Origin of the sequence: Parafrankia sp. EUN1f (assembly GCF_000177675.1) — a bacterium.
Lineage (GTDB): Bacteria > Actinomycetota > Actinomycetes > Frankiales > Frankiaceae > Parafrankia.
Genome location: NZ_ADGX01000212.1, coordinates 1 through 12,728, shown reverse-complemented (window position 1 = coordinate 12,728; position 12,728 = coordinate 1). Strand labels below are relative to the sequence as shown.

The following is a 12,728-nucleotide window of genomic DNA, read 5'->3' as shown; positions in this document are numbered from 1 at the left end:
GGGGGCGCGGATCCGGGAGCGTGACGGGTGGGGAGGATCCGGACATCGTGTTCGAGCATCCCGGTCGGGAGACGTTCGGGGCGTCGGTGTTCGTGACGCGTAAGGGCGGGACGATCGTGACGTGCGCGTCGACGAGTGGGTTCATGCACGAGTACGACAACCGGTATCTGTGGATGAGTCTGAAGAGCATCGTGGGGTCGCATTTCGCGAACTATCGGGAGGCGTGGGAGGCGAACCGGTTGGTGGCGCGGGGGTTGATCCATCCGACGTTGTCGAAGGTGTATCCGTTGGAGGAGACGGGGCAGGCGGCGTTCGATGTGCATCGCAACGCGCATCAGGGCAAGGTCGGGGTGTTGTGTCTGGCACCGGAGGAGGGGCTGGGCGTTCGTGACGAGCAGACCCGGGCTCGGCACCTGACGGCAATCAACCGCTTCCGCGGCGTGTAGGACAGCGCCGGCAATTCGCGCCAACAGGTGTAAATGGCGCGACCACGCCTGCGATCCGCAAGAAGTGAGGATTTCGGTTGTCGTCGTAGCCGAAATCCTCACTTCTTGCGCAGAAGCGGCGGCGACTCCGGAAGCCCGAAGCTCGGGATTCCGCCACGGGCTCCGGCCCGACGAAGATCGGCGGTGGCGTTCGGGGTGTCCGTGGGCGGGTGCGGGCTGATAGCCTGCGGGTCGAGGAGGACTGTTCCGGTGTCAGCAGAAACAGCCCCATCTGCGCCGGGCGAGCGTCCACCCATCAGGAGCACGAGGCCCCGGGGCGCCGCGTCACGCGGGGGCACGAGTTCGTCCAGTGGCACTGCCTCTCGTGGCACTGCCTCAGCCAGCGCTGCCGCTTCGGCCGGGAGCGTGTCCTCCGCGGCCCGGCGGCCCGGCGCGCGTTCGGGCCGCCGTGAGGAACTGTTGTCCGCGGCCGCGCACCTGTTCGCCGAGCGCGGCTTCCGCGGTGTCGGGATCGAGCAGATCGGTGCGGCCGTCGGCATCAGCGGTCCGGGCATCTACCGGCACTTCCCCAGCAAGGACGCGATGCTGGTGGAGCTTCTGGTCGGTATCAGCAGGCATCTGCTCGACGGCGCGCACGCCGCCCGGGCGGCCGGCGGCAGCGGGGCCGACACCCTGGACCGTCTCGTCCGCGGGCATGTCGACTTCGCCCTCGACCATCCCGAGCTGATCGTCATCCACGACCGTGATCTGTGGAGCCTGCCGGGCGAGGCCGCCCGCGAGGTGCGCAGACTGCAACGCGCCTACACCGAGCAGTGGGTCGAGGTCCTGCGCGACGCCCGGCCCGAGCTGGACGCGCCGACCGCCCGGGCCCGCGCGCACGCGCTGTTCGGTCTGATCAACTCGACGCCGCACAGCGCGCACGACCTGGACCGGCTCCAGATGGCCGCGATGCTGCACGCGATGGCACTGGGCGCGGCCCGCAGCTGACACCCGCGGGGCGCGGCGACGCCGCGTCCCGGTGACGCCGTGTTCCGGCGACGCGCCAGAGGCGCGGAGATCCCGGTCACGCCGAACCAATGATCTGGGCATTTCGGAATTCCGGCAACGGGAATGGCGTTCTGGTTGCTGGGAGACCCGGGTTCATCGTCGGTGACGCCATTGCCGTATCGAAGTTGTTGCACGGCGAACCCGCCTTCTCTACGTTGCGTGGAGGGTGGCCGGCAGGTGCGGTGACGGAGCTCAGGGTGCGGGCGAGGATGCCCAAGGCCCGACCGCACTCCCAACGCCCCGCGAGGTCGCCGCTGGGAGAACCCCGGGCGGCACCCGATCGCGCGGCGAAACCCCGGCCCCGCCGGCGCGGATGGCGTGCGGCGGGATATCGGTTGAAGGAGTGGACTGCATGACCCAGGGAAACGCGACCGTACCGCTGGCTGTCGCAGTCGTCGGATCCGGTCCGTCCGGGTTCTACGCGGCGGCGTCGTTGCTGGATCAGAACGACGTGCCGGTGCGGGTGGACATGTACGAGCGGCTGGCGACGCCCTGGGGCCTGGTGCGCTCCGGAGTCGCGCCGGACCATCCGAAGATCAAGGCGGTGTCCGGCGTGTACGCGGCGATCGCCGCGCACGAGAACTTCCGCTTCTTCGGCAATGTGGACATCGGCAAGGACGTCACCCGCGAGGAGCTGACCGAGCGCTACGACGCCGTCCTCTACGCGGTGGGCGCGCAGACCGACCGGCGGCTGGGAATTCCCGGTGAGGACCTGCCGGGCAGCGAGTCCGCGGTCGACTTCGTCGGCTGGTACAACGGGCACCCCGACTACGCGCACCTGAACTTCGACCTCAGCGGTGAGCGCGGTGTGGTCATCGGAGCCGGCAACGTCGCACTCGACGTCGCCCGCATCCTGTGCTCGCCGCACGAGCGCCTCGCCCGCACCGACATCGCCGACCACGCGCTCGAGGCGCTGCGCCACTGCGCGCTCAAGGAGGTCATGGTCGTGGGGCGCCGGGGTGCGGCGCAGGCGGCCTTCACCACCGCCGAGCTCAAGGAGCTGCCCGAGTACACCGAGTCCGGCGTCGACATCGACCCGGCCGAGGTCGCCGAGCAGCCCGGCGAGGAGGCGCTGTCCCGGCTGGTCAAGCGCAACCTGACCGTGATGCGCGACTATGCGCACAACCCGCTGCCGGCCGGCGCGCGCCGGGTCGCCCTGCGGTTCCAGCGCACCCCGCTGGAGATCCGCGGCGACGGCCGCGTCGAGGAGATCGTCTTCGGCCTCAACGCGCTGAAGACCGACGAGGACGGCTGGGTCAGCGCCGTCGACACCGGCGAGCGCGAGACCGTCGCGACCAGCCTGGTCCTGCGCGCGGTCGGCTACAAGGGCCGGTCGATCCCGGGCCTGCCCTTCGACGATCGCCGCGGCGTGATCCCGAACGTCAACGGGCGCGTGGACGGCGTGGAGCGCGAGTACGTCGCCGGCTGGATCAAGCGCGGGCCGACGGGGATCATCGGCACGAACAAGAAGTGCGCGTCGGAGACGGTCGGGCGGCTGCTCGCCGACATCGCCGACGGCTCGGTCCGCCGCCACGACCGCACCGCCGCGACCGACCCGATCGCCGAGATCGACACCTGGCTGCGCGGTCGGCAGCCGCACCTGGTCACCGAGGCCGGCTGGCGGCTGATCGACGCCGCCGAGCGCTCCTCCGGTGAGCCGGCGGGCCGGCCGCGGGTCAAGCTCGTCCTCACCGAGGAGCTGCTGGACGTCGCCCTCGAGCGCCGCATCGCCTGATCCGCGCCGCGGTGGGCCGGGCCCCGGTCACGGTGACGACGACGCCGTGCCCGGGGCCAGCGCGGGACCATCGCCGGCGTCGGGCCGCACCGCCGGCGTCGGGGCCGGCGCCCCCGAGCCCGCCCCCGCCCCCGCCGACGCTGTCGACGGCGCCGAGGCGATGCGGCTCAGGAGCCGGCCGGCGACCCCCAGCAGGTCGGCCTCCGCCTCGGTGAGACCGGCCACGGTGGCCGCGAGCCAGGCGTCGCGCTCGGCCATGTCCCGCTCCATCTCCTCCCGCCCGGCGGGAGTGATCTCGAGCACCGACTCCCGCCGGTCCTGCTCGGAGCGGCGTCGGGTCAGCAGCCCGTCCCGCTCGAGGTCGGCGAACACCCTGGTCAGTGACTGCGGCTGCTGACCTTCCGCGGCGGCGACCTCGCCCGGGGTGGACGGGCCCTCCCGGTAGAGATGCCCGAGCACCATGATCTTGTTCACGCTCAGTGCCCCGGCGGCGCGCTCGGCCCGCAGCCGACGGGTCAGCCGGGCGACTCCGCGCCGCACGTCGGCTGCGATCTCGATCTCATGGCTCCCGATTTCGCCTCGCACAGTCGTACGCTATCACTTAGGAATCATGTCGAGTCCGCCTGGTGAGCGTCCGAGGGTGGGCTCATGAAGCTGGGGGCGAATCACGCTTGCGGCAAAGAAGTGCTGCCTGATGTTCTACGTCCTACGTAATATCTGGCGCCGGATCGGGGGATCGGGAGGCCTCGACCCGGGGCTGGTGGAGCTGCGTTCGGCCGTACTGTCCATGGCTGCCGTGCTGGCCGGCCTCGGCTGCGCCACGGCGCTGCGCGGGGCAGCGGGGCTGCACGCGCAGGCCGTGGTCGCCACGGTCGCTCTGACCGTACTGCTCTGGCGCGGGGAGCGGTCAGCCGGACCCCGTCACCGCGCGGTCGGGCTGCTCGTCGTGCCGCTGTTCGCAGTGGGCACGGGTGAGGTCGGCCGGCTGATGAGCACCGCGCCGCCGGTGGGCGACGCGCTGTACGTCCTCATGACCGGTGCGGCGGTGTGGGTTCGCCGCTTCGGCCCGCTGGCCGCTCGCCTCGGTGCCCTCGTCCTGCCGACGTCGCTGCTGGTTCTCATCGTCGCCGTGCCGGCGAGTCCGGGAGGTGACCCGCTCGGCTGGTTCGCGGTGACAGCCTTCATCGCGATCGCCGCGACCCACCTGTGCCTGCTGTTCGGTGAGAGCACCGGGGTGCTGCCCCGCCGCGTTTCCGCCGCGGCCCGGCCGGCGGCGAGCGTGCCGCCGCATCAGCGCGTTCGGGTGCATGGGCGTGGCAGGGTCGGCCGGCTGCGCGGGTGGCGACTGGCGCCGACGACCCGGATGGCCGTCCAGCTCACCCTGGCACTGGCGGCCGCGTTCGTACTCGGCGGACTGGCGTATCCGCAGCACTGGCCGTGGGTGGTGATCAGCACGTACATCGTGTGCAGCGGCACCAGAGCCCGCGGGGATGTCCTGCACAAGGGTGTCGCGCGGGTCGTCGGTGGGGCGGCGGGCACCGTGCTGGTCGCCGCCTGCGCGGGTCTGCTGCCGGCCGGGGGCACCGGGGCGGTGGTGGCGCTGTTCGTCGTGCTGGGCATCGCGACCTGGCTGCGCCCGCTGCACTACGCGCTGTGGGCCGCGGGGGTGACGGCGATGCTGGCGCTGCTGTACGACTACCAGGGCACGGGCGGCCCCGAGGAACTGGTGGAACGGCTCGGCGGCATCCTGCTCGGCGCCGCGCTCGCGGCGGTGGTCTCGTGGTTCGTCCTGCCGCTGCGGACCAGGGACGTCGTGCGGGTTCGCACCACCCGGTCGCTGACCGCACTCGCCGGGGTGGTCGCGGCGGGCCGCTCCGAGCCGGAGCTGGTGCCGGAGCTGCTCACCCGGCGACGGGACTGCTTCGAACGCGCCCTGCGTGACCTGCTGGACGTCGCACCGCCCGTGGAGGCGCACCGTGCCCTCGGCCGGCTCGCCGACCGGATCCCCGCCCAGGCCGTCCGCGACCTGACCACCTGGCCCACCGGCGGCGGCGCCGGCACGGGCGAGCACCAGGCCCACGCCGCGGACACGATCGACGCACTGGTGCGCTGCCAGGCTCCGGTGCGGGCGCTCACGGAGCTGGGGCGCGCCCACCCGCAGGCGCTGGCGGACCCGGCCGTCCGCCGGGGCCTGGAACAACTGGAGCAACACGTCGCAGCTGCCTGCCGCTGACCCGCCGCCGGCCGGGCGCCGCCGCTCGCGCCGGCAGACGCACCCGGCGGACAGGCCGGTGCGAAAGGATCGCCCCATGGGCACCGGGGACACGGCGGGGGCACCGGCGGCGAGGCGGCAGTGGCAGGGGCGGTCACGGCGTGCGGCGGGAGCCGGCGCCGACGCCGTGGTGATCGGAGCGGGTGTGAACGGCCTGGTCGCGGCCAATCTGCTGGTGGACGCCGGCTGGGACGTCGTGGTGTGCGAGGCCCAGGCCGAGCCGGGCGGGGCCTGCCGCTCGGCGCGGCTGACCGTACCCGGCGTCGACGGGCCGTCCAGCACGGACCTGTCGTTCGGCATTGACCTGTTCAGCGCCTTCCACCCGTTCGCCGCCGCCTCGCCGGTGCTGCGCGGCCTCGCGCTGGGTGAGCACGGCCTGCGCTGGCGGCATGCCCCGACGGTGCTGGCCCATCCGCTGCCGGACGGCCGGTGCGCGCAGCTGTCGACCGACCTCGGCGAGACCTGTGCCTCGCTCGCCGACTTCGCCCCCGGCGATGCCGACGCCTGGCAGGAGCAGGTCGCGCTGTGGCGGCGGGTCCGCGCGCCGCTGCTGGACGCCCTGCTCGCCACCCCGTTCCCGCCGGTGCGGGCGGGCGCCCGGCTGCTGCGCGCGCTGGGCGCCGCGGACGCCCTTCGGTTCGCCCGGTTCGGGGTGCTCCCGGTCCGCCGGTTCGCCGCCGAGGAGTTCGCCGGCGACGGAGCGGGCCTGCTGCTGGCAGGCTGCGCCCTGCACACCGACCTCGCCCCGGAGGCCGCCGGCTCGGCGCTGATCGGGTGGCTGCTGGCGATGCTCGGCCAGGACGTCGGTTTCCCGGTACCCGAGGGCGGCGCCGGGAACCTGGCCGCGGCGCTCGTCCGCCGGCTGCGTGCCCGGGGTGGCGAGCTGCGCACGGGGACGGGGGTCGACGCGGTGACGGTCCGGGCCGGCCGGGCCGACGGCGTGCGGCTCGCGGACGGGACGGTGCTGCCGGCCCGGCGCGCGGTGATCGCGGACGTCGACGCGGTCTCCCTCTACCGCCGCCTGGTCGCACCCGAGCACCTGCCGCCCCGACTTTTCGCCGACCTGGACCGCTTCCACTGGGACTCCGCGACGTTCAAGGTCAACTGGGCGTTGGCGGGCCCGATCCCGTGGTCGGATCCGCGGGTGGCGCGCGCGGGCACCGTTCACCTCGGCGGCACGATGGACGATCTGACGGTGCTGGCCGCGGAGCTGGCGCGGGACCTGGTGCCAGCCCAACCCTTCGTCGTCCTGGGCCAGATGACCACCGCCGATCCGAGCCGGTCGCCGGCGGGAACCGAGAGCGCCTGGGCCTACTTCCACCTCCCGCAGCGCCCGCGCGGGCATGCCGGCACCGCGGGCGCGCGTCTGCCAGCCACCGGAGCGGTCACCGGCCGCCCGGACGAGCACGACGTCGCGGTGCTGCTCGAGCGGCTGGAGCGCCGGATCGAGGCGTACGCTCCCGGTTTCACGGCGCTGGTCCTGGGCCGGGACGTGCAGTCCCCGGCGCGGCTGGAGTCGATGGACCGGGTGCTGCACGGCGGCGCGCTGGGCGGGGGCACCGCCGCCCTGCACCAGCAGCTGGTGTTCCGGCCGGTGCCGGGGCTCGGCCGGCCGGAGACCCCGGTGCCCGGGCTCTATCTGGCGTCGATGTCGGCGCATCCGGGGGGCGGGGTGCACGGTGGCCCCGGGGCGATGGCCGCGCGGGTGGCGCTGGGCGCCGCCGGACCGACCGGTGCCGCCCGTCGGCGGGCGCTTGCCGCCACCCACCGGATGCTCTACTCGATGCCGGCCAGGTCGGCAGAACCCGGCTGATCCTCGGCGGCCGGCCGGCCGGGAGTGACCGGCGGGCCGGCGGTGCTCGGATGGTGGTCAGAGAAGGAGTCCTTCAGCGCCTCGGAAACGGTGCGTGCGACCCGCCCGAAGGCGGCGTCATACCGGAGTGTCTCCGTGCGCGGATAGTCGAACGGAATCTCGACCTCGGCGAGCAGGCGTCCAGACCGGGCGGAGAGCACTCCGACGCGCCGGGCCAACGCGACGGCCTCGACGACCGAATGAGTGACGAAAAGCCCCGCGAAACCCTCGCGCAGATGCAGCCGAACCAGCTCGTCGCCGAGACGCTGGCGGGTTATCTCATCCAGCGCGCCGAACGGTTCGTCCAGCAGGAACAGTGCCGGCCGGGCTGTCAGCGCGCGGGCGAGGGAGACTCGCATGCGCATGCCGCCGGAAAGGGCCCGCGGGCGATGGCGTTCATAGCCGCTCAGACCGGTGAGCGCGAGCGCGTCCGCGACCAGGCCGGCCCGCTGCGCGCGCGGAACACCGTCGAGCTCGGCGAACAGGCCGACATTGCCGGCGACGGTCCGCCAGGGCAGCAGCGTCGGATCCTGGAAGATGAGGGCGGGGGAGCCCGGCCCGGCGCAGACCGTGCCGGATGTCGGCGGTGCCAGCCCGGCGGCGATGCGCAGCAGGGTCGACTTGCCCGAGCCGGAGGCGCCGACCAGCGCCACGATGTCGTGGGCGCCGACGGTCAGGGAGATGTCGCGCAGCACCTCGGATCCGTCCGGGAAGGTCATGCCGACGTGCTCGAAGGCCAGCGCGGTGCCGGCGGGGGCGAGGCCCACCGCGGGCCGCCGGGATGCCCGCGGCGGGCCCGGCCGAAATCGCGACCTCATGGGCGCCGCCTCGCGGCTGCCGCGCTCTGGAGAGAAATCATCGGCTCGACCTCACCCGACCAGTGCATTTGACGGAAAGCAGAAGAAGCGGTAAAGCCGCGGCGCGCCAAGTCTAGCGAGCCTTCTGACCCGCCGACCGTCGGGCTGTGCGCCACCTGTGAAAAAATTGCCCAGGGATTGAACGTGGACGGTCCGTCGGGTCCGTAACCGGGCGCCGGGAGCCCGTCGCGCGGGGAGGGTCCACGGCTAGGAGGACAGCGTGCTCGACGGCGAACCCATCGTGAACCGCATCATGTTGGGGGCCCGCCTGCGCCGCCTTCGTGAGGGCACCGGAATCACCCGGGAGAAGGCGGGCTACCAGATCCGTGCCTCCGACTCGAAGATCAGCCGCATGGAGCTGGGGCGGGTCGGTTTCAAGGAACGCGACGTGGCCGACCTGCTCACCCTGTACGGCGTGGTCGCCGAGGCCGACCGTGCCCCGATCCTCGCGCTGGCCAGGGAGTCGAACCGGCCGGGCTGGTGGCGTGGCTTCGCCGACGTCGTGTCCCCGTGGGCGGAGCCCTACCTGGGGCTGGAGGCCGCCGCGGCGCTGATCCGGACCTACCACCTGCACCTGGTTCCGGACCTGCTGCAGACCGCGGACTACGCCCGCGCCGTCGTGCTCCAGACCAGCAGCCGGGGGTCGCTGACCGAGGAGGTCGTCGACCGTGCCGTCGCGATGCGGATGGCCCGGCAGCGCCTGCTGACCCGGCCGGACCCGCCGAAGCTGTGGGCCGTCGTGGACGAGGCCGCGCTGCGCCCGCGGATCGGCTCCACCGCGGTCCTGCGGGCCCAGCTGGCGCACCTGGCGGAGCTGGCGGCGGCGCCGAACATCGTCATCCAGATCCTGCCCGCGGCCTACGGCGGGCACGTCTCGGCGGCCGGTGCCTTCACGATCCTGCGCTTCCTCGAACCCGAGGTGCCCGATGTGGTCCATCTCGAGCACCTGACCGGCGCCACCCACCTCGACCGGCCCGAGGACGTCGACCGCTACGAGGAACTGATGAACCGGATCGGCGTCGACAGCGTCACCCCGGAGCGCACCTCGGACCACCTCGCCCGGCTGAGCGCGCGCCTCGAGCGCTGAGCCCGTCCCGCCGCGGTGTCGGGCTGCGGACAACGGGGCATCACGCAATGGCACCGAACGGGTCCGCTCCGTAGGCTGGGGGCGCCCTCATCCGGACCGACGCCACGTCCGGCCTGCGCAGCGCAGCGGTACATCGCGGTGCTGGCCGGCGCGGCGGCGTCTGGCCGGACCACATGTGCTGCCTGGAGGCCGCCTTGCGACGTCTACCGACCCGTACCGCCCTCGCCGCCGCCCTCGCGGCCGCCGGGCTGACGCTGGTGATGAGCGGCTGCGGCGCCGACGACGATCAGGCCTCCGCGGCGACACCCACCACCTCCGTGACACCCACGACGGGGGTCACCGGCTCGGCGCAGCCCACCAGCGGTGGGGCCGCCGCCGGATCCGTCGACGTCGTGCTGCGCGACGTCGGCGGGGCGGTGGTCGGCGTGGTGAGGCTGACCCCCGCCGCCGGCGCGGTGCGGGTCGAGGGGCGGTTCCACGGCCTCACCCCGGGCGGCTACCACGGGTTCCACATCCACCAGAAGCCGATCTGTGACCCGAAGGCCCCCGGCGGGGCGTTCAGCACCGCGGGCGCCCACTACAACCCGGGCGGGACGCATCACGGCGAGCACGCCGGCGATCTGCCGCCGTTGCTCGTGGACAAGGACGGCACCGCCGAGATCATCACACAGAGCGACCGGTTCACCCTCGATGACCTGCGTAAGGGCGGGGTCGCGCTGATCGTGCACGCCGAGCCGGACAACCTGGCCCACATTCCGGACCGGTACCAGGCCAGCGGCGCGCCGTCCCCCGGCCCGGACGAGAAGACCAACGCGACCGGTGACGCCGGTGACCGCATCGCCTGCGGCGTGCTCGCGAAGTCCTGACGCCGTCGCTGTGGCGATCCTGCGGTGGTCCTTGGTCTCCCCGCCGGCCGGACCAAGGCAGGGTGATCTCCGCCCGCCCTCGGTGACACCGTGAGGTACGACACCGAGGGTGGGGAGGATCTCAATGTGGAGCCGTCCGATCGTGTCCAACGTCGTGACGTTGGACGTCAACGCCACCTACCTGACCGACGCCGGGAAGCGGGTTCCCGCGCTGGTCTCACTGGGCTTCGATCCGCTGGACCCGGTCGCGATCACCGTGCGGGCCCAGGTCGACGAGCCGCGCCTGGCCATGGCGACCTTCGCCCGGGCGCTGTTCGTCGTCGACGACGACCGGCGGGCCGGCCCGGCTGGACCGGCCGGCCTGGCCGGCCGCGACGAACCCGACGAACTGGCCGGCCTGGCTGGGCCCGATGGGCCGTCCGTCGCGGACGGGGCCCGTGTCGAGCCGGTCGTGCGCGGTGGGCGACGTCTGTTGTCGGTGTCGGTGCCCTGCCCCGGCGGGAGGGCCGCGCTCGAGGTGTCGGCGACCCGGGTGAGCGCCTTCATCCAACGGACCTACACCCTGGTCCCCGTGGCGGCGGAGGCCGCCATGATCGATCTTGATCTCGATCTGGGGCTGGCCGCTCTCGGCTGCGGCTGACCCGACCCGACTGGGCCGCCGGGCGGTCGGGCGGTCGGGCGGTCGGCGGCGGTCCGGCGGCGCGATCAGTCGATGACGAGGATCTCGCCGAGTGGGCGCCGTGGGGTCAGCGTGGAGGCGGCGGCATCGCGGCGGGGATAGCCCACCCGCAGGATCATCTGGATGTGCCCGGTGATGCTCAGCATCCGTTCGATGACCGAGCGGTAGCCGTCGCTGTCCACCGGCTGCCCCAGCGGCGAGGCCGCGGCACCGGCGGCGGTGACGGTGAGCAGGACCCGGGCCAGTGCCTGGCCGGCGCGCAGCCGGTCCTCGGTCTGGTCCGCGTCCGTGCCGAGCACGATGACCGTCGGGTTCTCGGTGGGCGGCGGCCCGCCCGCCGTCCCCGCCGCGCCCGGTGTACCCGTTGTGTCGAAGTCGCGCAGGGGGAAGTCACTGGCACGGAAGGGATGGTGGGTGGCGGCGACGTCCGTGGGCACGCCGTCGCGCGCTGGGCCGTCGGCGCGTCGCCACGCGGCCAGCTCGGCGCGGTAGGCGGGGTCGGTCTGCTCGGCCCAGTCCGCCCGCGCGGCCACCACCGCGGCGCCGAGCCGCTGGTCGGAGTGGGCCAGTGGCATGAGCCACGCGCCCTCCGCCTCGGCGGCGCGGCGCAGCTGTTCCAGCAGGGCCGGCTCGAGGGGCTGGTCGGAGAACGGCCGGCGGTCGGTGTGGCGCGCGCCGGCGGCGGAGAACAGCAGCCGGTCGGTGTCCGTCGGCGCATGCCGCCCGCGGACGACCAGCGTGGCGAGCACCAGGTCGTCGCGCAGCGCGGGCTCCGGGCCGGGGCTGCCGGCGGAACCGGGCAACAGCTCCACCACCGGTTCCAACCCGAGCACCCGACAGGCCAGGCGCGCGTGCAGCAGGGCCGCACCGCAGCTCACCACCAGTTGGCGCCCGTCGGGGTCCAGGACCGGCAGGCGCCGTCCGACGTCGGGCGCCAGGGTGAGCCGGCCTGCGGCCAGGCGCCAGCGCCACGGCTGGGTGTTGTGGATGGACGGAGCGAGCGAGGCCGTTGTCACGACCTCCACGGCCACCTCGCGGCCGATTCCCGCGGTCCCCGACTCCATGATCGCCCGCCTCCCCTCGCCGCCCGGTGGCACGAACCGAGCGCGCCGTCCGCGGCGCGGACAACATCCACCGTATTCGGCACCAGGCCGGGTGAAGGGGTACAGGCAGGACAATCGTGCCTGTGTGGATGGGCCGAGCGTCGACGTTTCCGTCACGTCCGACCGGGCCGCGGCGCCCGGCCCGGTCGCCGCGCGAAGCGGCCGTGGCCGCCCGCCGGCGCGGAACACCAGTTCGGCCGGCACGGCCGCACGTCGCGCCGGGAACCGGGACGGCCCGCCCCCACCGCGGGCCACAGGTCCCGCCCGCCGCGGTCGAGGTGACATGGGCGAAGGGCCCGCGGCGCCCGTATGGTCGCGGTCATGGAGAAGATCCGGGTGTTCGTTCTCGATGACCACGAGATCGTGCGGAATGGTCTGCGTCAGACGCTCGCCCGGCATGACGATATCGAGGTCGTCGGTGAGGCCGGGCTGGCGGCGGAGGCGCTGCGGCGTATTCCGGCGTTGCATCCGCATGTGGCGGTGCTGGACGGGCGGTTGCCTGACGGCAGTGGCATCGACGTGTGCCGGGAGATCCGGTCGGCGTTGCCGGGGGTGGCGTGTCTGATTCTGACGTCGTATGACGATGACGAGGCGCTGTTCTCCGCGATCATGGCTGGTGCGGCGGGGTATGTGCTGAAGGAGATCCGGGGCAACGACCTGGTGGGTGCGATCCGGACGGTGGCGTCGGGTCAGTCGTTGCTGGCTCCGTCGGTGACGCGTCGGGTGTTGGAGCGGCTGCGGGACGGGCCGCACGAGGATCCGGCGATGGCGACGCTGAACCAGC

The 12,728-nt window shown here is 73.5% G+C and carries 12 protein-coding genes; 9 read left to right on the top strand and 3 right to left on the bottom strand.

The features are described from left to right. From FREUN1FDRAFT_RS35105 to FREUN1FDRAFT_RS35090, 3 genes are all read left to right on the top strand, one after another. Window positions 1–446: zinc-binding dehydrogenase (locus FREUN1FDRAFT_RS35105; RefSeq protein WP_157475749.1), on the top strand; the 446-nt coding region annotated here is incomplete at its 5' end. 459 nt (window positions 447–905) lie between these two features. Next, window positions 906–1,433 (top strand): TetR/AcrR family transcriptional regulator, encoded by a 528-nt coding sequence (locus tag FREUN1FDRAFT_RS35095; protein ID WP_006545136.1) that lies wholly within the window; start codon window positions 906–908, stop codon window positions 1,431–1,433. 412 nt (window positions 1,434–1,845) lie between these two features. After that, entirely contained in the window at window positions 1,846–3,228 is a 1,383-nt protein-coding gene (locus FREUN1FDRAFT_RS35090; RefSeq protein WP_006545135.1) for an FAD-dependent oxidoreductase, read from the top strand. A 27-nt stretch (window positions 3,229–3,255) separates the two neighbouring features. On the opposite strand, the gene FREUN1FDRAFT_RS35085 is transcribed toward FREUN1FDRAFT_RS35090, so the two are convergent. After that, window positions 3,256–3,813, bottom strand: coding sequence for a MarR family winged helix-turn-helix transcriptional regulator (locus FREUN1FDRAFT_RS35085; protein WP_006545134.1), 558 nt, complete (start codon window positions 3,811–3,813; stop codon window positions 3,256–3,258). A gap of 109 nt (window positions 3,814–3,922) precedes the next feature. On the opposite strand from FREUN1FDRAFT_RS35085, the gene FREUN1FDRAFT_RS35080 reads away from it, so the two are divergent. Together FREUN1FDRAFT_RS35080 and FREUN1FDRAFT_RS35075 are read left to right on the top strand one after the other, a co-directional pair. After that, the gene (locus FREUN1FDRAFT_RS35080) at window positions 3,923–5,461 is read left to right on the top strand and encodes an FUSC family protein (RefSeq protein WP_006545133.1); all 1,539 of its coding nucleotides are present in this window, start codon (window positions 3,923–3,925) and stop codon (window positions 5,459–5,461) included. 76 nt (window positions 5,462–5,537) lie between these two features. Continuing rightward, window positions 5,538–7,313 carry an NAD(P)/FAD-dependent oxidoreductase gene (locus tag FREUN1FDRAFT_RS35075; RefSeq protein ID WP_006545132.1) on the top strand — a complete coding sequence of 592 codons (1,776 nt, stop codon included), beginning with the start codon at window positions 5,538–5,540 and terminating at the stop codon, window positions 7,311–7,313. Here FREUN1FDRAFT_RS35075 and FREUN1FDRAFT_RS35070 read toward each other — a convergent pair. After that, entirely contained in the window at window positions 7,277–8,170 is an 894-nt protein-coding gene (locus tag FREUN1FDRAFT_RS35070; protein ID WP_006545131.1) for an ABC transporter ATP-binding protein, read from the bottom strand. The genes FREUN1FDRAFT_RS35075 and FREUN1FDRAFT_RS35070 overlap by 37 nt on opposite strands. 259 nt (window positions 8,171–8,429) lie before the next feature. Here FREUN1FDRAFT_RS35070 and FREUN1FDRAFT_RS35065 point away from each other — a divergent pair, with 259 nt between their 5' ends. From FREUN1FDRAFT_RS35065 to FREUN1FDRAFT_RS35055, 3 genes are all read left to right on the top strand, one after another. Next, complete coding sequence (locus FREUN1FDRAFT_RS35065) at window positions 8,430–9,296, top strand: helix-turn-helix transcriptional regulator (protein WP_006545130.1); 867 nt, start codon at window positions 8,430–8,432, stop codon at window positions 9,294–9,296. 194 nt (window positions 9,297–9,490) lie between these two features. After that, complete coding sequence (locus FREUN1FDRAFT_RS35060) at window positions 9,491–10,162, top strand: superoxide dismutase family protein (protein WP_006545129.1); 672 nt, start codon at window positions 9,491–9,493, stop codon at window positions 10,160–10,162. A 142-nt stretch (window positions 10,163–10,304) separates the two neighbouring features. Then, window positions 10,305–10,802 (top strand): SsgA family sporulation/cell division regulator, encoded by a 498-nt coding sequence (locus tag FREUN1FDRAFT_RS35055; protein WP_232295559.1) that lies wholly within the window; start codon window positions 10,305–10,307, stop codon window positions 10,800–10,802. A gap of 65 nt (window positions 10,803–10,867) precedes the next feature. Here the strand turns inward: FREUN1FDRAFT_RS35055 and FREUN1FDRAFT_RS35050 are convergent, their stop codons facing one another. Then, window positions 10,868–11,905, bottom strand: a complete 1,038-nt coding sequence (locus FREUN1FDRAFT_RS35050; RefSeq protein ID WP_006545127.1) for a nitroreductase family protein — start codon at window positions 11,903–11,905, stop codon at window positions 10,868–10,870. Window positions 11,906–12,253: 348 nt separating this feature from the next. Between FREUN1FDRAFT_RS35050 and FREUN1FDRAFT_RS35045 the strand changes: the two genes are divergently transcribed. Continuing rightward, a partial coding sequence (locus tag FREUN1FDRAFT_RS35045) for a response regulator transcription factor (RefSeq protein ID WP_006545126.1) occupies window positions 12,254–12,728 on the top strand: 475 nt, incomplete at its 3' end.

What these genes read in the sequence shown, in the direction of transcription:
- FREUN1FDRAFT_RS35050 (WP_006545127.1), bottom strand. Translation starts at nt 11,905, where the DNA reads ATGGAGTCGGGGACCGCGGGAATCGGCCGCGAGGTGGCCGTGGAGGTC.
- FREUN1FDRAFT_RS35075 (WP_006545132.1), top strand. Translation starts at nt 5,538, where the DNA reads ATGGGCACCGGGGACACGGCGGGGGCACCGGCGGCGAGGCGGCAGTGG.
- FREUN1FDRAFT_RS35080 (WP_006545133.1), top strand. Translation starts at nt 3,923, where the DNA reads ATGTTCTACGTCCTACGTAATATCTGGCGCCGGATCGGGGGATCGGGA.
- FREUN1FDRAFT_RS35090 (WP_006545135.1), top strand. Translation starts at nt 1,846, where the DNA reads ATGACCCAGGGAAACGCGACCGTACCGCTGGCTGTCGCAGTCGTCGGA.
- FREUN1FDRAFT_RS35070 (WP_006545131.1), bottom strand. Translation starts at nt 8,170, where the DNA reads ATGAGGTCGCGATTTCGGCCGGGCCCGCCGCGGGCATCCCGGCGGCCC.